21 protein-coding genes and 1 tRNA gene are annotated in these 21,370 nt (G+C 25.0%); 17 read left to right on the forward strand and 5 right to left on the reverse strand.

Features of this window, described 5'->3' with window-relative positions; translation table 11 throughout:
- Window positions 1–41 precede the first annotated feature (41 nt).
- Window positions 42–1,169 (forward strand): succinyl-diaminopimelate desuccinylase, encoded by a 1,128-nt coding sequence (gene dapE / locus RJT32_RS00480; RefSeq protein WP_343154334.1) that lies wholly within the window; start codon window positions 42–44, stop codon window positions 1,167–1,169.
- Window positions 1,170–1,270: 101 nt separating this feature from the next.
- On the opposite strand, the gene RJT32_RS00485 is transcribed toward dapE, so the two are convergent.
- The 3 genes from RJT32_RS00485 to aroC form a co-directional block, all read right to left on the reverse strand.
- The gene (locus RJT32_RS00485; RefSeq protein ID WP_343154335.1) at window positions 1,271–1,438 is read right to left on the reverse strand and encodes a hypothetical protein; all 168 of its coding nucleotides are present in this window, start codon (window positions 1,436–1,438) and stop codon (window positions 1,271–1,273) included.
- An 85-nt stretch (window positions 1,439–1,523) separates the two neighbouring features.
- Window positions 1,524–2,399, reverse strand: coding sequence for a 4-hydroxy-tetrahydrodipicolinate synthase (gene dapA, locus RJT32_RS00490; RefSeq protein ID WP_343154336.1), 876 nt, complete (start codon window positions 2,397–2,399; stop codon window positions 1,524–1,526).
- A gap of 523 nt (window positions 2,400–2,922) precedes the next feature.
- A complete protein-coding gene (aroC, locus tag RJT32_RS00495; protein WP_343154337.1) occupies window positions 2,923–3,993 on the reverse strand; it encodes a chorismate synthase in 1,071 nt (356 codons plus the stop codon).
- Window positions 3,994–4,212: 219 nt separating this feature from the next.
- On the opposite strand from aroC, the gene smrB reads away from it, so the two are divergent.
- The 12 genes from smrB (at window position 4,213) to metG (ending at window position 16,336) form a co-directional block, all read left to right on the forward strand.
- Window positions 4,213–4,749 carry an endonuclease SmrB gene (gene smrB / locus RJT32_RS00500; protein ID WP_343154338.1) on the forward strand — a complete coding sequence of 179 codons (537 nt, stop codon included), beginning with the start codon at window positions 4,213–4,215 and terminating at the stop codon, window positions 4,747–4,749.
- Between the two features lie 277 nt (window positions 4,750–5,026).
- Window positions 5,027–5,926 (forward strand): ATP phosphoribosyltransferase, encoded by a 900-nt coding sequence (gene hisG / locus RJT32_RS00505; protein WP_343154339.1) that lies wholly within the window; start codon window positions 5,027–5,029, stop codon window positions 5,924–5,926.
- Window positions 5,927–5,932: 6 nt separating this feature from the next.
- Window positions 5,933–7,240, forward strand: a complete 1,308-nt coding sequence (hisD, locus tag RJT32_RS00510; RefSeq protein ID WP_343154340.1) for a histidinol dehydrogenase — start codon at window positions 5,933–5,935, stop codon at window positions 7,238–7,240.
- Window positions 7,237–8,310 (forward strand): histidinol-phosphate transaminase, encoded by a 1,074-nt coding sequence (gene hisC, locus RJT32_RS00515; protein WP_343154341.1) that lies wholly within the window; start codon window positions 7,237–7,239, stop codon window positions 8,308–8,310. Before hisD ends, hisC begins: the two co-directional genes overlap by 4 nt.
- A 24-nt stretch (window positions 8,311–8,334) precedes the next feature.
- Window positions 8,335–9,396 (forward strand): bifunctional histidinol-phosphatase/imidazoleglycerol-phosphate dehydratase HisB, encoded by a 1,062-nt coding sequence (gene hisB / locus RJT32_RS00520; RefSeq protein WP_343154342.1) that lies wholly within the window; start codon window positions 8,335–8,337, stop codon window positions 9,394–9,396.
- A complete protein-coding gene (hisH, locus tag RJT32_RS00525; RefSeq protein ID WP_343154343.1) occupies window positions 9,396–9,992 on the forward strand; it encodes an imidazole glycerol phosphate synthase subunit HisH in 597 nt (198 codons plus the stop codon). The genes hisB and hisH overlap by 1 nt, the downstream gene beginning before the upstream one ends.
- Before the next feature lie 4 nt (window positions 9,993–9,996).
- Window positions 9,997–10,731, forward strand: a complete 735-nt coding sequence (hisA, locus tag RJT32_RS00530) for a 1-(5-phosphoribosyl)-5-[(5-phosphoribosylamino)methylideneamino]imidazole-4-carboxamide isomerase (RefSeq protein ID WP_343154344.1) — start codon at window positions 9,997–9,999, stop codon at window positions 10,729–10,731.
- Entirely contained in the window at window positions 10,713–11,489 is a 777-nt protein-coding gene (hisF, locus tag RJT32_RS00535; protein ID WP_343154345.1) for an imidazole glycerol phosphate synthase subunit HisF, read from the forward strand. Before hisA ends, hisF begins: the two co-directional genes overlap by 19 nt.
- Window positions 11,483–12,097 (forward strand): bifunctional phosphoribosyl-AMP cyclohydrolase/phosphoribosyl-ATP diphosphatase HisIE, encoded by a 615-nt coding sequence (gene hisIE / locus RJT32_RS00540; RefSeq protein WP_343154346.1) that lies wholly within the window; start codon window positions 11,483–11,485, stop codon window positions 12,095–12,097. The genes hisF and hisIE overlap by 7 nt, the downstream gene beginning before the upstream one ends.
- Window positions 12,098–12,430: 333 nt before the next feature.
- Entirely contained in the window at window positions 12,431–13,846 is a 1,416-nt protein-coding gene (gene gndA / locus RJT32_RS00545) for an NADP-dependent phosphogluconate dehydrogenase (protein WP_343154347.1), read from the forward strand.
- 149 nt (window positions 13,847–13,995) lie between these two features.
- Window positions 13,996–14,586, forward strand: a complete 591-nt coding sequence (dcd, locus tag RJT32_RS00550) for a dCTP deaminase (protein ID WP_343154515.1) — start codon at window positions 13,996–13,998, stop codon at window positions 14,584–14,586.
- Between the two features lie 106 nt (window positions 14,587–14,692).
- Entirely contained in the window at window positions 14,693–16,336 is a 1,644-nt protein-coding gene (metG, locus tag RJT32_RS00555; protein WP_343154348.1) for a methionine--tRNA ligase, read from the forward strand.
- A gap of 25 nt (window positions 16,337–16,361) precedes the next feature.
- On the opposite strand, the gene tilS is transcribed toward metG, so the two are convergent.
- Both tilS and RJT32_RS00565 read right to left on the reverse strand, forming a co-directional pair.
- On the reverse strand, window positions 16,362–17,702 hold the full coding sequence (gene tilS, locus RJT32_RS00560) for a tRNA lysidine(34) synthetase TilS (RefSeq protein ID WP_343154349.1): 1,341 nt from the start codon (window positions 17,700–17,702) through the stop codon (window positions 16,362–16,364).
- Window positions 17,703–17,733: 31 nt separating this feature from the next.
- Window positions 17,734–17,807, reverse strand: a tRNA-Val gene (locus tag RJT32_RS00565).
- A 126-nt stretch (window positions 17,808–17,933) separates the two neighbouring features.
- Between RJT32_RS00565 and RJT32_RS00570 the strand changes: the two genes are divergently transcribed.
- From RJT32_RS00570 to rsxC, 4 genes are all read left to right on the forward strand, one after another.
- Window positions 17,934–18,560, forward strand: a complete 627-nt coding sequence (locus tag RJT32_RS00570) for a riboflavin synthase subunit alpha (protein ID WP_343154350.1) — start codon at window positions 17,934–17,936, stop codon at window positions 18,558–18,560.
- A 60-nt stretch (window positions 18,561–18,620) separates the two neighbouring features.
- Window positions 18,621–19,202 (forward strand): electron transport complex subunit RsxA, encoded by a 582-nt coding sequence (gene rsxA / locus RJT32_RS00575; protein ID WP_343154351.1) that lies wholly within the window; start codon window positions 18,621–18,623, stop codon window positions 19,200–19,202.
- Between the two features lie 8 nt (window positions 19,203–19,210).
- On the forward strand, window positions 19,211–19,720 hold the full coding sequence (locus RJT32_RS00580; RefSeq protein WP_343154516.1) for an RnfABCDGE type electron transport complex subunit B: 510 nt from the start codon (window positions 19,211–19,213) through the stop codon (window positions 19,718–19,720).
- A gap of 69 nt (window positions 19,721–19,789) precedes the next feature.
- Window positions 19,790–21,352 (forward strand): electron transport complex subunit RsxC, encoded by a 1,563-nt coding sequence (gene rsxC, locus RJT32_RS00585; RefSeq protein WP_343154517.1) that lies wholly within the window; start codon window positions 19,790–19,792, stop codon window positions 21,350–21,352.
- Window positions 21,353–21,370 lie beyond the last annotated feature (18 nt).

The following is a 21,370-nucleotide window of genomic DNA, read 5'->3' on the forward strand; positions in this document are numbered from 1 at the left end:
TAAATATTGAAAATTATAAAAAGCATTTTAAAGAGAATAACATGATTGACTCAGTAATTGAATTAACGAAAAAATTAATTCGAATTCCATCTATAAGTCCAAAAGATTTAGGTTGCCAAGATATTATGATACACTTTCTATCTAATCTTGGATTTAAAATAAAAAAAATTAAGATTAACGATACAACAAATTTTTGGGCTACCAGAGGAACAGGAAAAACTTTAACTTTTGCTGGTCATACAGATGTAGTTTCACCTGGAGAATATAAATATTGGGATAATCATCCATTTAATCCTATAGTCCAAAATGGTGTTTTGTTTGGGAGAGGCGCTTCAGACATGAAAGGCGCTTTAGCTGCTATGTTGATAGCTTCTAAAAAATTTATAACACAACATCCTTATCATAAGGGTCGTTTATCTTTTTTAATTACTTCAGATGAAGAATCATCTGCTATTGATGGCACAAAAAAAGTTGTAGATTATTTAATTTCTAAAAAAGATTTAATTGACTACTGTATCGTAGGAGAGCCTACTAGCTATAGTAAAGTTGGCGATTGTATAAAGAATGGTCGACGTGGTTCTTTAAATGCTAATTTAAAAATTTTAGGTATTCAAGGACATATTGCATATCCAAATTTTGCGGATAATCCAATTCATAAAGGATTACCTATTATTTTACAGTTATTAGCTATGCCGTTAGATCAAGGTAATAATTTTTTTTCACCAACTATTATGAATATTTCAAATATTCATGCGGGAAACGGAAGTGATAATATTATTCCAGGATCTTTATTAGTACAGTTTAACTTTCGTTTTAGTAATGAAATATCTGAAAATCAAATTAAATCAAATTTTCTAAAAATATTAGATAAAAATAATATTAATTATTCGATCAAATGGAATTTATCTGGCCTTCCATATCTTACAAAAAATAGTTTATTGGAAAATACTGTGATTGAATCTATTTTAAATATTACCAAAAATAAGCCTATTTTATCTACAGATGGTGGTACTTCAGATGGACGATTTATTGCTAAACTTAATTCACAAATAATAGAATTAGGTTTGCTTAATAAGACTATTCATAAAGTTAATGAGTGCGTAAAAATATCTGATTTAAAAATATTAACTTTAATTTATGAAAATATTATAAAAAAGTTACTTGTATAAAATAACAATAATTTTTTCTATTTTATTGAATAGAATACAGATTATCTAAAAGATAATCTGCATCATCATATATAAATAAATTTTTTTATATTTTAGATAATTTATACAGGAGGAAATATATCATTGTTTTCTTTTTTTAAATCTTCTTCTGTATAAGGTATTTTATATTCTTGATCTTCATTAGGAATACTAATTCCTTTTGGAACAATTAATTTTTTAAGTTGTTTTTGATTATTTTCATTAAGCAAAATATTCTGATTTTTTTGCATAATATTTAAATTGCAAGAAGTTACTAAAAATATAATAAAAATCTTTAAAATAATTATTTTTTTTAGATAAAAAAACTTGTTTTTATTAAAATTTAGCATATTTTAGAGCTTTTTCAAGTTGAATTTTTCCAGCAGATGAAATTGGAGTCATTGGTAGTCGAAGTGTATCATTTTTTATTAGACCCATTTTTTTAGCCAGCCATTTAATTGGAATCGGATTTGATTCTATAAATAATGATTCGTGTAATAAAGATAATCGTTCATTTATTCGTCTTGCGTTAATAAAATCACCTTTTAATGCATATAAACACATTTTTGTCATTTCCTTAGCCGCAATATTTGCTGTTACTGATATTACTCCTTGTCCACCTAATTGTATAAAATCTAATGCTGTTGCATCATCTCCGCTAATCAACAAAAAATTATTTTTGACTATTTTTTTAATTTGATTAATTCTTGATAAATCTCCAGTTGCTTCTTTTATCCCAATAATGTTATTAAATTTAGATAACCGAGAAATAGTTTGTGGAAGTAAATCACATCCAGTACGGCTTGGTACATTATATAAAATTTGTGGTAATTCTGTATGCTCTGAAATCGCTTTGAAATGTTGATATAATCCTTCTTGAGTAGGTTTATTATAATATGGAGTTACAGTAAGACAAGCAGAAATACCTGATTTTTCAAATCTTTTAGTTAATAATATAGCTTCATTTGTTGCATTAGCACCTGTTCCTGCAATAATAGGAATTCGTTTATCTGCCATTTCTAATGTTAACATTACAACTTTAATATGTTCTTCTTGACTTAAAGTGGCTGACTCTCCGGTTGTTCCGACAGAAACAATTGCTGTGGTTTTGTTTAATACATGATAGTCAATTAAATTTTTTAAACTAGAATGACAGATTTCGCCTGATTTATTCATTGGTGTAATTAAAGCTACCATACTTCCTGTGAACATTATTTTTATTTCCCTCCATAAAAATATTTTATGGTATTTTATTCAATGTTTAAAATGAATGAAATAAAATTATATATGTAATATATTTAAAATTATTGTTAATAAATTTAATTTTTTTTATTGTTATTAATATGGTTTTAATATTAAATTAATTAATGATATACTTTAAAAAATTACTTTTAAACATTCAATTAAGATTTATTTATTTTCATGTTAAAATGTTTTTAAATTATTTTTAATTTAAATTGATTTGTTTATTAAAAGTTAAATTTTAGCTAAATTGTTTGTAAAAATGAGCAATAAAAAAAATATTTTTTACAATCGACAGTATAAATTATCAATTATTTATAAAGTTAGTGTATTTTAAAAAAATTAAATTATATTGATTTAAATAAAAAAATATAAATCGAAATAAACATATAAATAAATTTATCAAATTTTTACTATTATTTTATTCGTGCTGCTAAAATATACATATATTTTAGCAGCATAATAAAAAAAATTATTTTTTTGTAATGATATATTAATTAATTGTTTTATCACATTGAGCTCTAAATCTTAATATATGATCCATAATAACAATAGCAACCATCGCTTCAGTTATTGGAACAGCTCTAATTCCTACACATGGATCATGTCGACCTTTTACAGTTATTTCTGTTTTTTTGTTATCTATATTAACTGTTTGTCCTTTTATTCGTATACTTGAAGTAGGTTTGAACGCTGTTTTTAATATAATATTTTCTCCATTACTAATACCTCCTAAAATTCCTCCGCAATGGTTACTTTTAAATCCAGATGGAGTAATTTCATCTCGATTTTGGCTCCCTTTTTGATTAATAACTAAAAAACCATCTCCAATTTCTACTCCTTTAACCGCATTAATACTCATTAATGCATGTGCTAAATCTGCATCTATTCGATCAAAAACTGGTTCACCAAGTCCTATAGGAATATTTTCAGCAATAATTGTTATTTCAGCTCCGATTGAATCACCTAGTTTTTTTAGTTGTTTAATCAATTGTTTTATATCTTCATTTTTCTTTGAATTAGCGCAAAAAAATGGATTATTATTAACCTCTTCCCATGATTCAAAAGAACATGTAATATGACCTATTTTTGAAAGATATGCTCTTATTATAATTCCATATTTGTTTTTTAGATATTTCTTCGCAATTCCCCCTGCGGCAACTCGCATCGCTGTTTCACGCGCCGATGATCTTCCTCCGCCCCGATAATCTCTAATACCATATTTTTTTTCGTAAGTATAATCGGCATGTCCTGGTCGAAATAAATTTTTTATCTCTGTATAATCTTGAGATCTTTGATCATTGTTCTTAATCATTAAACCGATACTTGTTCCTGTGGTTATACCATTGAAAACACCGGAAAGTATATGAATCTTGTCTTCTTCACATCTTTGTGTAGTATATCTAGAAGTACCTGGTTTACGTCGATTTAAATCAATTTGTAAATCATGAGAAGATAATTTCAAACCCGGTGGAACACCGTCAACTATACATCCTAAAGCTTCTCCATGTGATTCACCAAAAGTTGTTACACAAAATATTTTTCCAATTGTATTACCTGCCATATTTTTCTTCTTTTTTTTGTATTTTATTTTAAATAATTTATATTTAAACAATATAACTACTATAGAAAAATAAAAAAATTTTTTTCATTCGATAATTATAATGATAAAATTTTTATTTGTTGTTTTTATAAAAAGTAAATTATATAATCAAAAAACATTTATTAAAACAATCATTTTAAAACAATATGTATTTATTTAGGCTATTGGTAATAAATAATTATGAACAAAAATCAAGAATACGTTAATAAAAGTAATATTTTATTCCGTCAATATTTAAATGATACACGTGAAATAGTACAAGATACGATATTTCATTCCAGAATAAATAAAGTAGTTCGTCAAAATATAACATCAAAAAGAAATATTTTTGAACAAGAAGCTCATAGCTATTATTTTTCTTGTTTTCAAAATGAAAGAACTTTTTTTAAAGATAATCCAGTTTCTTATATGCGTAATAAAAATTCGAATAATATTTTAAAACGCCTAATAAAAGGAAAGTATTTACCAGATATTTCTCTTGATTTACATGGATTTACACAGTATCAAGCTCAAAAAAAATTAGGCCAACTTATTACTATATGTCAAAAAGAAAAAATTTTTTGTGCTCATATTATACATGGATATGGAAAAAATATTTTAAAACAGCAAATACCTTTTTGGTTGTCTCAGCATCCCGATATAGTTGCTTTTCATCAAGCTCCCAAAATTTTTGGAAGTGATGCTGCTATTATAGTTATAATTGAAATTTATAATTAAAAAATAAAATACACTTAAAATATTTTTTTTGCCAAATGTACTTCATAATTAATATCTTTTACATTTTAAATATTCATATCGTTGATGAATATAATACAATGTTCGATTAAATCCATATACTTTATTGATTTTTAAAATATATGAATCTCTTAAAAATTTAATGATAAATAATTCTTTTCAAAAACCCTTATCTATTTTTGGGTTTTTTGTTTTATTATCAGAAAGTATAATTTTATAAATTTATTTTTAAACATAAAAATATTACAGGATTTTTACGATGTTAAATAGTAATCGTGTACGTATAGCGATGCAAAAAACTGGTCGTTTAAGCAGTGAATCTATAAAATTATTAATATTATGCGGAATTAAAATTAATTTAAAACAGCAAAAATTAATAGCTTTTTCTGAAAATATGCCTATTGATGTCATGTTAGTACGTGATGATGATATTCCAGGTTTAGTAATGGATGGAATAGTAGATTTAGGTATAGTAGGAGAAAATGTTTTACAAGAAGAATTATTAAAGCGAAAATCACAAAACTTAGATAGTTCTTATATTACTCTCAGACGTCTTGATTTTGGTTCTTGCAGGCTATCTCTTGCTATTCCTGTTGATACTTCTTATATTGATATAAAATCTATAGAAAATTTTAGAATAGCAACTTCATATCCTCATTTATTAAAAAAGTATCTAGATCGAAAAAATATTAATTTTAAATCTTGTATGTTAAATGGTTCTGTAGAAGTAGCACCTAGAGCTGGTTTAGCTGATGCTATTTGTGATTTAGTTTCGACAGGAGCTACGTTAGAAGCTAATGGATTACGTGAAGTGAAAGTTATATTTCGTTCATATGCATGTTTTATTTGTAAAACAGAAAATATTAATGATATTAAAAAAGAAGTTATTAATAAATTAATGACTCGTATTAAAGGTGTAATTAAAGCAAGAGAATCAAAATATATTATGTTACATGCTCCTACTAACAAACTTAATGAAGTGATCTCTTTGTTGCGTGGAGCAGAAAAACCAACAATTTTAAAATTAGCCGGTGAGAAGCATCGCGTAGCTATGCATATGGTGAGTAGTGAAACATTATTTTGGGAGACAATGGAAAAATTAAAATCTTTAGGAGCTAGTTCTATTTTAGTTTTGCCTATTGAAAAAATGATGGAGTAGAATATTATGCAATATTTCAATACAATTATTGATTGGAATGAATTGAATTGTAATCAACAAAAAAAAATTTTATCAAGACCTATTTGTCTAAACAATAATATCGTTAAAAAAAAAGTAAAAGACATAATTAATAATATTCGAGTTTTAGGTGACGAAGCTGTAAAAAATTATACTAATTTATTTGATAAATATTTATTAAATTCATTTCAATTATCCTCTGAAGATATATCATCTTCTTTACTAAATATTAATCCTTCATTAAAAAAAGCGATTTCAGTTGCTCAAAAAAATATTACTTTATTTCATAAAGCTCAAATTTTACCCGAAACGGATATTGAGACACAAGTTGGTATACGCTGCCAGCAAATATATCTACCTTTGAACTCTATTGGTATTTATATCCCTAATGGGATAGCTCCTTTATTATCTACTGTTTTAATGCTTGGAATACCAGCAAAAATTTCTGGTTGTAAAGAAGTAATATTATGTTCACCACCACCAATTAGTGATGAAATTATTTATACTGCACATATTTGTGGTATCAAGAAAATATTTCAGGTAGGAGGTGCTCAAGCTATTGCTGCTATGGCTTTTGGCACCAATACTATTCCTAAAGTAGATAAAATTTTTGGCCCAGGTAACACTTATGTTACAGAAGCAAAATTACAGGTTAGCTCTATGTTAAACGGCCCAGAAATAGATATGTTAGCTGGTCCTTCTGAATTATTAATTATTTCGGATGAAACTTCTAACCCTGATTTTGTTGCGGCTGATTTATTATCTCAAGCAGAACATGGTACATCTTCTCAAGTAATACTATTAACTTCGTGTATGAAATTAGCCAAAAAAGTAGTTTTATCTATTAATGATCAGATAAAAAATTTTTCTCGATCATCTGATATATATACTGCTTTACAAAATAGTTCAATTATTTTAACAAAAAATTTAATTGAATCTATTGATATATCAAATACATATGCTCCAGAACATTTAATTATCCACACGCATAAACCAAGATCGTTACTAAATTTTATATCAAATGCTAGTTCAATATTTTTAGGACCTTGGTCTCCCGAATCGGCCGGTGATTATGCTTCTGGAACTAATCATGTTTTACCAACATATGGTAAATCTGTTTCAAGTTCTGCTTTAGGTTTATCTGATTTTAAAAAACGTATATTAGTACAGGAATTAACATCTCAAGGATTTATTAGTTTATCAAGCACTCTTGAAATTTTATCTCAAGCAGAAAAATTAGAGGCGCATAATAATGCTGTTAAAGTTCGAATAAATTTTTTAAAGGATCAATCATGAAGGATAGTATAGCAAATTTAGTTCGATCTAATATAAAACACTTACAACCTTATCAATCAGCAAGACGAATTGGTGGGGATGGAAATATATTATTAAATGCGAATGAGTGCCCTATACCTGTTGTGTTTAAAACTAATCTAACATTATTTAATCGTTATCCTGAATGTCAACCAAAGAGTTTAATTAGCTTTTATTCCAATTATGTTGGATTATCAAGTAGTCAAATTTTAGTAACTAGAGGCGCTGACGAAGGTATAGAGTTATTAATTAAAGCTTTTTGCAATCCTAGAAAAGACGCAATTATTTGTTGTCCACCAACCTATGATATGTATGCGATAAATGCAAGTATTTCAAATGTTGAAACAAAAGAAATTCCAGTTTTTCATGACACTTGGCAGATAGATTTAGATAATATTCAACGTAACCTTGATAAGGTTAAGTTGATATATATATGCAATCCTAATAATCCGACTGGAAATATAATTTTAAAACAAGATATTATAAATTTACTAGATAAAACTTTAGGATCTTCTTTGGTTGTAATTGATGAAGCATATATAGAATTTTCTTCTGAAAATAGTATGGTTGAATTATTAAAAGATCATCCAAATCTCATTATTTTAAGGACTTTATCTAAAGCGTTTGCATTAGCAGGTATTAGGTGTGGTTTTACTTTGGCACACAAAGAAATTATTAATATTTTAAATAAAGTAATTAGTCCATACCCAATACCCACAATTGTTACTGATATTGCTATACAAGCTTTAAGTAAAAGCGGAATAAAAAATATGAAAGATAGGGTGTCAACACTGAATTTAAATCGTCATTGGTTAGTGAATGAATTACATCAGATTTCTTGGGTAAAAAAAATTTTTAATAGTCATGCTAATTATGTTTTAGTTAAGTTTCATATGTTTGAACAAATATTTCAGCATTTATGGAATAAAGGTATAATTTTAAGAAATCAAAACCATAAAGTTTATTTAAAAAAATGCTTGAGGATATCTATCGGATCTTATTCGGAATGTTTACGTTTAATTGAAGAAATTAAAATTTTATCTAACAAATAATGTTTTGATTATAAGGTTGGAAACATGAAACAAAAAATATTATTTATTGATCGAGATGGTACTTTGATTGATGAACCTAAAGAGAATTTACAGGTTGATCAAATTGATAAAATTGTATTTAAAAAAAATGTAATTTCTTCGTTACATAAATTAATACATTTAGGTTATAAATTTATTATGGTTACTAACCAGGATGGTTTAGGAACAAAATCATTTCCATTAGAAAAATTTAATATAGCTCATTTTTTTATTTTAAATATTTTCCAATCAGAAGACATAATATTTGAAGATATTTTAATTTGTCCACATTTTGAAAATGATAATTGTGAATGTAGAAAACCTAAAACTAAATTATTAAAAAAATGGTTAAATAAGATCGAAAAAGAACATAGCTATGTCATTGGTGATCGAAAGACAGATATGGATTTAGCAAAAAACATAAAATTAACAGGTTTACAATATCACGATAAAAATTATACCTGGAAAAATATAACAGAAGAAATTTTCCGAAAAAATCGGTTTGGAGAAGTTTTTAGAAAAACAAAAGAAACTTGTATATCTGTAAAAACATGGGTGGGTTTAAAACATTTTAGTGATATTAGAACAGGAATAAATTTTTTTGACCATATGTTACAACAGTTATCAATACATAGTGGTATTTCTATGGATATAAAAGCTGATGGAGATTTAAAAGTTGATGATCATCATACGATAGAAGATACGGGCATCGCATTAGGTGAAGCATTATGGAAAACATTAAAAAATAAACGTGGAATATCTAGGTTTGGTTTTGTTTTACCCATGGATGAGAGTATATCAAAGTGTATAATTGATTTGTCAAATCGTCCATATTTAAATTTTAAAGGTTCTTTCCGATATCAAAAAATTGGAGATTTGAGTACCGATATGGTAGAACATTTTTTTTATTCTTTGTGTCAATCTATGAAAATTACTGTACATTTGTCTTTTAAAGGAAATAATGATCATCATTGTGTTGAAAGTTTATTTAAGGCATTTGGAAAAGCATTAGGTCAAGCAATAAAAATAGAAGGGGAAACATTACCAACATCAAAAGGAATATTATAGTGACAATAGTGATATTAAACACCGGATGTGCTAATTTAACATCGATTAAAATAGCCGTTCAAAAGTTAGGATATATTCCAAAGATTACTTCAAATTCCAATTTATTAAAAAAATCTAGAAAAATTATAATACCAGGTGTAGGAACAGCTTCAACAGCTATGAATATTTTACATCAAAAAAATCTTGTTAATATTATTAAAAATATTAAACAACCTGTATTAGGGATTTGTCTTGGAATGCAAATTTTTTGCGAATTTAGTGAGGAATGTAATGGAATAAAAACAATTGGAGTTTTGAATGATTGTTCAACTATTCTCTTAAAAAATTTAAATTTGTCTGTACCTCATATTGGCTGGAATTATATTAATTTTAACAACAAATCACATCCATTATTCAAACAAATTCAAAATAATTCTAGATTTTATTTTGTACATAGTTATATTGTTCCTATTAATAAATATACTTTAGCAACAAGTAATTATGGAGTATCTTTTAGTTCTGTTATTCAAAAAAACAATTTTTTTGGGGTTCAATTTCATCCAGAAAAATCAGGTAATATAGGCGCTCAATTACTTAAAAATTTTTTAGAGATATAATTTTATGATTATTCCAGCATTTGACTTTCTAGAGGGGAAGTCGGTTCGTTTGTATCAAGGTAATTATTTAGATAAAAAGTTTTATAATATAGATTTATATGAACATTTAAAAAATTATAAAAAAAAAGGAGTAGAAATTATTCATTTAGTAGATTTAAGTGGAACAAAAAATGTTCAAAACAGACAGTTAACACTTTTAAAAGATATAATATTTGCTACTCAGATTCCTATTCAAATTGGTGGTGGAATAAGAACTGAAAAAGACATAAATATATTATTTGAATTAGGTTTTAAAAGAGTAGTAATTGGATCTTCTGTTATAACAAATAAAATAGAAGTAAAAAAATGGTTAAAAATTTATGGTCCCAATAAAATTGTTTTAGCATTAGATGTAAAAATTATTAACAATATAAAAAAAATATCAATTAATGGTTGGTTAAAAGAAACAAATTATACTTTAGAAGAAATAGTTGATTTTTTTTCTTCTGAAAGTTTAAAACATGTGCTTTGTACAGATATATCTAGAGACGGAACTTTAAATGGTCCTAATATTATATTATATGAGGAAATTGCTAAAAAATTTAAAAATATTAAATTTCAAGCATCAGGAGGGGTATCAAAGTTATCTGATATTGCATCTTTAAAGAAAACTGGAGTAAATAGTGTTATTATTGGTCGAAGTTTGTTAGAAAAAAGATTTACAATACAAGAGGCATTAGAATGTTGGCAAAACGAATAATAGCATGTCTTGATGTTAGTGATGGAGTTGTAGTAAAAGGTGTTCAATTTAAAAATCATCAAATTGTAGGAGATATCATTCCATTAGCTCAACGATATGCAAAAGAGGGTATCGATGAGTTAGTTTTTTATGATATTAAAGCTGCAACTAATAATACATTGGTAGATCGAAGTTGGATAGAAAAAGTTGCGGAAGTAATTAATATTCCTTTTTGTGTAGCTGGTGGAATTAAAAGTGTAGAAGATGCAAGAAATATATTGTCTTTTGGCGCCGATAAAATATCAATTAATTCTTCCGCATTAATTGATCCTACTTTAATAAGTAGAATTTCAGATTGCTTTGGTGTTCAATGTATGGTGGTTGGAGTTGATTCGTGGTTTGATGAATATAATAAATGTTATATGGTGCATCAATATACAGGTAATATTCATCGCACTTATCAAACTAAGTGGAAAACATCTGCTTGGATTAAAAAAATTCAAGAACATGGTGCCGGAGAAATTGTTTTAAATATGATGAATGAAGATGGGTTACAAAAAGGATATGATATAGTACAATTAAAAGCAATGAAAAAAATATGTAAAGTGCCTTTAATTGCATCAGGTGGAGCTGGACATGTAAAGCATTTTTATGAAGCATTATTTTATTCTGATGTTGATGGTGTATTAGCAGCTTCTGTTTTTCATAAAAATATAATTAGTATAAAAATTTTAAAAGATTTTTTAATTGAACAAGGATTAGAAATTCGATTATGTTAATTAAACGAAAAATATCGTTAAAATTAGATTGGAATAAAACTAATGGTATGGTTCCTGTAATTATACAGGATTACTTATCTAATGAAGTTCTTATGCATGGTTATATGAATGAAGAAGCGCTTTTAAAAACACAAAAACAGGGTTTAGTTACTTTTTATTCTCGTAGTAAAAAACGATTATGGACAAAAGGTGAAACTTCAAAAAATTTTTTAAAAGTTATAGATATAACTTCAGATTGTGATAATGATGCATTATTAATTTTCGTTAAGCCAAAAGGAAAAACATGTCATTTAAACAAAACTAGTTGTTTTACTTTAAAATATAATGATTTATTTTTTTTATCAGAATTAGAAAAAATAATAGAAGATAGAAAAAAAAATAATTTAGAAAATTCTTATACATCTCGTTTATATCAATCTGGCACTCAACGAATAGCTCAAAAAGTAGGTGAAGAAGCTGTTGAAACTATATTGGCTGCAATGAGCAAAGATAAAAACCAACTAATTAATGAATCTTCAGATTTAATTTATCATTTAATTGTATTATTACACGATCAAAATTTAAATTTTAATTTAATTATCAAAAATTTAAAAAAAAGAAAACAATAAGATTGTAAAATTTTATTTTTGAATTGATGTTTTTATAAAATAATTAATAAAAATAATATTTTAAGTTTATTTTTAATTTCAAAAAATTTCAATAAAATTGACATATAATATATGTAAATTTTTCTTATTGTACAAATCAAATCAAATAAAAAATTATAGAATTATAATTAATCTTAAGTATTTTAATCAATCTTAATTTTTTTATATGTTGATTCAAATATTTTTTATTTTAAAAATGATGAATTGAAAAGATTCGTAATATAATTTATCGTGTAATAAATATAATTTAATAGTTTTAAAAAACATAATATATTTTTAACACTGGAGAAACAAATGTTAAAGCAACAAATTGGTGTTGTTGGAATGGCTGTCATGGGTCGAAATTTAGCATTGAATATTGCGAAAAAAAATTATCGTGTAGCTATTTTTAATAGAACTAAAGCAATAACAGAAGAAGTCATTAATACAAATAAAGAAAAAAATATTTTTCCATATTTTTCTATTCAAGATTTTGTACATTCTTTAATGAAACCAAGATGTATTTTATTGATGGTAAAAGCAGGTTTGCCTACAGAAAATACTATTGCGTCTATTCTTCCGTTTTTAGAAAAAGGAGATGTATTAATTGATGGTGGAAATTCTTTTTATAAAGATACTATTAGAAGAAGCAATGATCTTTTAAAAAAAAATATATATTTTATTGGAATGGGTGTGTCTGGTGGAGAGTTTGGAGCATTGCATGGCCCTTCTATTATGCCAGGTGGATCAAAAGAAGCTTATAAAATTGTTTCTCCTATTTTAAAAGATATATCTGCTAAATTCAAAGGAGAATCTTGTGTATCTTATATTGGTCCAAATGGTTCTGGGCATTATGTAAAAATGATTCATAATGGAATTGAATATGGAGATATGCAATTGATTGCCGAATCATATTTTATTTTAAAAAATTTATTAAATTTAAATAATCAAGAACTATCAAATATATTTTCTTATTGGAATGAAGGAGAGTTAAATAGTTATTTAATTGAAATTACAAAAAATATTTTTCTTAAAAAAGATAAAAATAACTGTTATTTATTAGATTTAATTGTAGATAAAGCAGAAGAAAAAGGTACTGGAAAATGGATCAGTAAAGATGCTTTGGAACTTCAAGAGCCTCTAACATTAATTACAGAGTCTGTTTTTGCAAGATATTTATCTTCTCTAAAAGAACAACGTATAATTGCTTCAAAAGTATTAAAAGGTCCTATTTTAGGATATATACCTTCTGAAAATAAAAAACAATTTATTGAAGAAGTTCGAAAAGCTTTATATTTAGGTAAAATTATTTCTTATGCACAAGGTTTTGCTCAATTAAAAAAAGCATCAGAAGAACATTTTTGGAATTTAAAATATAGTGAAATTTCTAAAATTTTTAGAAAAGGATGTATTATTCGAGCTAGTTTTTTAGAAAAAATAAAAGATGCATTTAGCATGGATAATAATATAACTAATTTATTATTAACACCTTATTTTTCAAAAATATCCAACGAATATGAAAAATCATTACGAAATATTGTTGTGCATTCGATTCAACATGGCATTCCTATTCCGGCTTTTTCTTCTGCTATATCATATTATGATAGTTATCGTACTTCTTCTTCACCAGCTAATTTAATTCAGGCTCAACGAGATTATTTTGGAGCACATACTTATAAAAGAACTGATAAAATAGGATATTTTCATACAAATTGGACGATACAAGAATAATTAAAGATATTACTATAGTCATTGTCAAAAATTAAGTTAATTGTATAAAATGCATTATGAGTTTAATGTTTGAACATAGCAGAAGATATAACAATATATCTTTCTGCTATATGGTTAATTTTAAAAATAATAAAATTATAGGAAAAATAATGCGTTTATCTGATCAAGATATTGAAGTATGGTTAGCTGAAAAAAAATTAATTATTACACCTTATCCTAAAAAAGAACTTATTCATGGTATTACTCTTGATATACATCTAGGAAATAAATTTCGTGTTTTTTGTGATCATACTATTTCATGCATTGATCTTAGCAGTTCAAAAGAAAAAATATCTAAAAATTTAACAAAAGTAATGAGCAATGAAAAATATTTCTCTAAAAAAAATCCATTTTTTTTGAAGCCAAAATCTTTAGTATTATTTTCAACTTTGGAATGTATTACTTTACCTGATAATTTAGTCGGGTGGTTGGATGGTCGTTCTTCTTTAGCAAGGCTTGGACTCATGATTCATGTCACATCCCATAGGATTGATCCAGGTTGGCATGGAAATATAGTTTTGGAAATTTTTAATGCTGGAAATTTAACATTAGTGTTAACCCCGGAAATTAAAATTGCTGCTTTAAGTTTTGAATTACTCTCTAAATCAGTTATTCGACCTTATAGTACACGTTATGGATCAAAATATAAAGCTCAAAATGGAGTAGTTCCCAGTCGTATTCATAAAGACAAAATATTTTAATTATACAATCATTTTTTAAAAATTTGAGTTATTTTGAAAATAAGTGCTTTACGATTATTTTTTTGTATATTATATTATTTATTTTAATAAATGAATATTATTTTTTATGTCTATTACACTCAAAAAAATGTTAGTTACATGTGCTTTACCATATGCCAATGGTCCTATTCATATAGGGCATATGCTTGAACATATTCAAGCAGATATTTGGGTTCGTTATCAAAGAATGAGAGGTCATGAGGTATGGTTTGTTTCTTCTGATGATACACATGGTACTGCTGTCATGCTACGCTCTAAAAACCTCGGAATATCAGAAAAAAATTTAATAAGAAAAATTCAACAAGAACATGAAATAGATTTTTTGAACTTTAATATTTCTTATGATAATTACCATACTACACATAGTATGGAGAATTTATTCTTAATTAGAAAAATATTTTCTTCGTTAAATAAAAAAAATTTTTTAAATAAAAAAACAATTGTTCAATTGTATGATAATCAAGAAAAAATATTTCTTCCAGATAGATTTATCAAAGGAAAATGTCCTATCTGTTATGCAGAAGATCAATATGGAGATAATTGCGAGGCATGCAGTTCAATTTATGAACCTACAGATTTAATTGACTCTGTTTCATCAATTTCAGGAACACCTCCAATTTTAAAAAAAACTGAACATTTGTATTTTAATTTACCATTTTTTTCGAAGATGCTCAATAAATGGATCTATTCTGGTGTTTTAGAGAATTCAATAATAAAAAAAACAGAAGAATGGTTGAAGTTAGGTTTGAAGAAGTGGTGTATTTCTCGCGACGCTCCATATTTTGGATTTAAAATTCCGAATTTTTTAAATAAATATTTTTATGTTTGGTTAGATGCGCCGATAGGTTATATAAGTGCATTTAAAAATCTTTGTTTAAAAAATAAAAATTTAAATTTTAATGAATTCTGGAACGAAAATTCAAAATGTGAATTATATCATTTTATTGGAAAAGATATTATTTATTTTCACACATTATTTTGGCCTGCGATATTAGAAGCATCTTCTTTTCGAAAACCTAATGGTATTTTTGTTCATGGTCATCTTACAATTAATGGATTAAAATTATCAAAATCTAAAGGTTTTTTAATTACAGCATCAGATTGGATGAAATGTTTTGATTCTGATAGTTTACGTTATTATTATGCAAGTAAACTGACGAATAATATTAGTGATATTGAAATGAATTTAAATGATTTTGTTCACAAAATAAATAGCGATATTGTAAATAAATTAGTCAATTTAGCCTCAAGAAGCTCGAGTTTTATTAATAAATATTTTTGTGGTTATTTATCTGATAAATTAGATGATTATAGTTTATATGAATTTTTCATAAGTAAAATTAAAAAAATTGAAATTTTTTTTGAGAATAGAGAGTTTAGTTCAATTATTCGAAGTTCTATGAAATTACTAGATATAGCAAACCAGTATATTAATGAAAAAAAACCTTGGAAAATTAAAGAAAAAATCGAAAAAAATAACAACTTACATATGATTTGTACCATGGGAATTAATTTATTTAGAATAATTATGATTTTTTTAACACCTATTCTTCCTATTTTATCTAAAAAAACAGAGATATTTTTAATGTCAAAACTTATTTGGGATAATATAGAACAACCACTTTTATCTCACAAAATAAAAGATTTTCCAAGATTATACGAAAGGGTGGGTTCAGACAAGATATCACAATTATTAAAGTTGTCTAAATAATGTTGTTGAACATATATAAATGTTTTTAATTGAAATTAAAATTGTTATCATAATTGAATGGAATGCTACTAATCCAGGATATATTCCATTCGTTTTTATTTGATTCGTCTATATTTTTAATGATTTTTTTCACAACAAATACACCTAATGCGCTAACTAATTCATCATTATAAAATAAAAGGGGGGTTTGATTTCGCAACCATGGAGGAATATTATATTCTTGCCAAATTTTTTTGATATTTCTTTGTTTTTTTTTACCTAAAATTAATATTTTTCCTGTATATTGAAATCGAATATTAATTAATTCATTATTTTGAGGTGCTGGTATATTAATACCTTTTTTGTTATTTTTTATAATATACCCCAAATTATTAGGAAGAATTAATTTATAATTGGTATTATGCCAAAACAAAATCATATTTTGAATATTTTTTTTTATTTTAATGAAATAAAGAGATTTTTTATAACATCTAATCTCATTTTTTTGAATAATTATTTTGAGATTAATATTTTCTTGGTTATGTATTATTTCATTATAGATACGTTGAATATTTTTATATGATGGTATTTTGATATTTTTTAAAGAAATCCAATATCGGATTAATGCTTTGCATATTTCTTCTTGAAAATTTTTAAAATTTTTAATATTTAAAGCTTCATCGAAACGAATAAATTTTTGAATTTTTTCCTTAAGAAATATGTTTTTTAATATGGTTTCTTCATTACATATTTTCGTAGTTCGAAAACAATTTTTTAAAAAAAAGGGCCATTTTTTTTCTAATATTGGTAATATTTTATGTCGTATAAAATTTCGATCATAATTAATATTGAAGTTAGTTGCATCTTCAATCCATGTTAAATTATTTAAATTAGCCCATGTTTTAAGTTCTTTTTTTGTTTGATTTAAAAACGGACGGATAATTTTAGTTTTTCCAAAAGATGTTTCAACAGACATTGCAGACAATCCAGTCGGACCGCTACCTCGTTTTAACGAGAGAAAAAATGTTTCGCATTGGTCATTTAAATGATGACCTGTTAGTAATATTTCATCGTTCAATAAATGTTTATAAATTAAGTTGTATCTTCTAATACGTAATTGCTCTTCAATATTATTTGTAATATTTATATCTATTTCTTCAACAATTAATGGTATATTATATGTTTTGCAAAATGTGATACAGTGTACTTTCCATTTTGTTGAATTAGTATGAATATTATGATTAATATGAATAGCTCGAACGCTAATTTGACGGTTTTTTTGTTTAATTTTTATTAATTGATGTAGCAGTACTGTAGAATCCATTCCACCGCTATATGCTACTAAGAATAGTTTATTTTTATAATTTTCAATAATATTTTGAATCAAATAAGAATCACCTGGTATGAAATATATTTTATACGTTCGAGTGGACTTGAACCACCAACTTCCACTATGTCATAGTGGCGCTCTAACCAATTGAGCTACGAACGTAAATTTTTGAAAATATTTTTTTTAATTTATTCTATCATAAAAATATTTTTTTATCTAGTTAAAATAATTTATTTTTAATATATAAAAAAATAATATTTTCAAACAAAGTTAAGTTAAGGGTATTTTATGTTTTCAGGTATTATTGATGGTATTGCTCAGGTAATTTCTATAAATAAGAAAAAAAAATTATATACTTATGCTATACGTTTTCCACCTAATTTATTGAAAAAATTAAAACTTGGAGCTTCAATTTCGAACAATGGATGCTGTTTAACAGTAATAAAAGTTGATAATTGTTATGTAAGTTTTGATGTCATGAAAGTCACGCTTGAACATACGAATCTAGGTTATTTAAAAATAGGTGATTATATTAATATTGAAAGATCTATAAGATATGGTGATGAAATCGGAGGGCATATAGTATCTGGTCATATTATAAATACTGCTGAAATTTCTAAAATATCCAAATTAAATAATAATTATATTATATGGTTTGCAATAAAAGATATATCTTTAATGAAATATATTTTCTATAAAGGTTTCATTTGCGTAGATGGAATAAGTTTAACAATTGTTAATATTATCAAGAATAGATTTTGTGTTAGCATTATACCAGAAACGTTATCTTTAACAACAATAGGTATGAAAAAAGCTGGGGAATTAGTCAATATTGAAATTGATTTTTATACTCAAATAACTGTAGATACAACAGAACGTTTAATTAGTAAAAATTCTTTTATGGTATATAAATAATTTAATTTTTTATAAAACTTTGTTTAATTATATTGTATTTAGATAAATGGAAGTATTTTAATGAAAAATTATTTTTTATTTTTTATATCAAATATATTAATTGATAATTTTATTTTAGTAAAATTTCTTGGTTTATGTCCTTTTACGGGTGCGTCAAATAAATTAGAAATGGCAATAGGAATGAGCTTTGCTACGACTTTTGTTGTATTCATATCGACTATTATTTTGTGGTGTATTAATTTTTTAATTTTGTCTCCGTTTAATTTATTTTATTTGAAAATTATTGTATATATGTTAATTATTTCATTTTTAGTGCAATTTTTAGAAATAATTTTACGTTATACTAGTCCTTTTCTATATCGTATATTGGGCATTTTTTTGCCATTAATTACAACTAATTGTGCAGTTTTAGCCATTCCTTTATTTTGTTTATATGAAAATTATTCATTTTTAAAATCAATATTTTATGCACTTAGTTCTTCTTTTGGTTTTTCCTTAGTAATGATTATTTTTTCAAGTATTAGAGAGCGTATATTATTATCTGATGTTCCTACTATATTTAAAGGCTCTCCTATTGTGCTTATTACTATTAGTTTAATTTCGATTATTTTTATGGGATTTAAAGGTTTAATTAAAATTTAATTATGTTTATAATAATTATTACAGTTTTCTCATTGTTATCTTTTTTATTAGGTTTTATATTATCTTATACCAATTATATTTTTCCTATTAAAACAGATCCTGTTATCAATAAAGTTAATAGTATATTACCTCAGAGTCAATGTGCGCAATGTGGCTATGCAGGTTGTTACCCTTATGCAAAAGCAATAATAGAAAAAAATGAAAAAACTGATAAGTGTATTCCTGGGGGAGTTGAAGTAATATCTAAAATTAATAAATTATTAAATTTAAATGATAGTATAGAAATAGAAGAAATTAATGTTCAAAATACACCAGTAGTTTATACAACGGTAAAAATTGATGAAAAAAATTGTGTAGGGTGTTCTAAATGCGCTTCTTTTTGTCCAGTAGATGCAATTGTTGGTGCTCCTAGTTTTATGCATACAGTGGTTCAAGAATTTTGTACTGGTTGTAATATTTGCTTATTTCATTGTCCAACAAATTGTATTAAAATTATTAAAGAAGATAGATTATGTTAAAAATAAAAATGATTTTAAACAAATATTCATTTAAAAATTTTTGGAAAAATTTTATATTTAATTTTATTAATAAAAAAAAAATATAATTTTTCAGGTGGTATAAAATGTTTGTCTATAAAAGAAGAATTAGATAAATATATCATTTATCATATTCCAAATCCTAATAAGTTTTATATGTACATTCAACATAATACTTTTAAAAACAATATGTTAAGAGTTCGAATTAATCAAAAAGTATTATGTGGAGAGCCTTTAACTTTTGGTGATAAATCAAGTGTACCTATTCATTCTCCAACTTCAGGTTGGATTAAGAGTATAGAACTTGATTCTCACTCTATTAGCTCTAAAAAAAAATACATAAAAATTACAATTGTATCTGATTATTTAAATCAGTGGATCAGATTAAAAAAAATAAATGATTATAAATTATATTCCCCAAAAAGTTTAATAAAAATAATTTATCAATTAGGTGTAGTAGGGCTTGGTGGTGCGCATTTTTCTTCTTCTGAAAAATTAATATTAGGCATTAATAGCAAAGTTCATACATTAGTTGTAAACGCAGTAGAAAGTGATCCTTATATAACCGCTGATTACTGTTTAATGACAAATTGTTTAAGTGAGATATTTATAGGGTGTGAAATTATCACTTGGATATCTAAAGTAACAAATATTTTAATTGTAATTCAAGAAGATAAGATTGAATTAATTTCAAAAATTCAGTCATTAATTAAAAATAAAAAATTATTTAAAGTGTGTATTTTAAAAAAAAAATACCCTGGAGGTAGTAGTAAAATAATTATTAAATCTTTAACCGGAAAAGACATTCCTTATGGTAAACATTCTATAGATATAGGATATCTTATTTTTAATGTTTCTACTATATACGCTATTAAAAAAGCGATTATTAATGGAAAACCATTAATCCAAAGAATTGTTAGTTTATATAACCATAGAAATCATTCATTTAAAAATGTTTTAATAAAAATAGGCACTCCTATAAATTTTCTTTTAAATTTTTTAAAAATTAATAATAGTTCTAATGATATATATATAGGTGGTTTATTTATGAAATATTTACTCATGAATTTAAATCAACCAATATTAAAAGATACGAATTGTATTTCAATAACAAAGCATACAAGAAACGTTAAAAAAAATATTAATTATGAATGTATTAATTGTGGGTATTGTGTGCAAGTATGTCCGGTTAATTTACTTCCTCAAAAATTATATTTATATTCTAAAAATAATAATCATGAAAAAACAAAAGAATCTTTTATTATGGATTGTATTGAATGCAATATTTGCGAACAAATTTGTCCTAGCAATATACCATTAGTCACATATTTTAAACATGAAAAATTTATTCAAAATCAAATAGATAAAGAAAATAAGAAAAAAAAAGAATTTTTTTATCGTTTTCAATTGCGAGAAAAAAGAATTTTAAATCAAAAAAAAAGTTTTTATCAAAATAAAAATGATTTTAATAATACCGATTTAACAAATACGAATATTTTAAATAAAAAAACAAATAAAAATTTTATTAATCAAAAACAAATAGATAAAAATATTAGAAAAGAAATATTACGATCTTCAATAGAACGTGCAAAATTGAAAAATAAAAATTTATAATCTTACTTATTTTAAAAG

Origin of the sequence: Buchnera aphidicola (Aphis aurantii), assembly GCF_039388985.1 — a bacterium.
GTDB lineage: Bacteria > Pseudomonadota > Gammaproteobacteria > Enterobacterales > Enterobacteriaceae > Buchnera > Buchnera aphidicola_BL.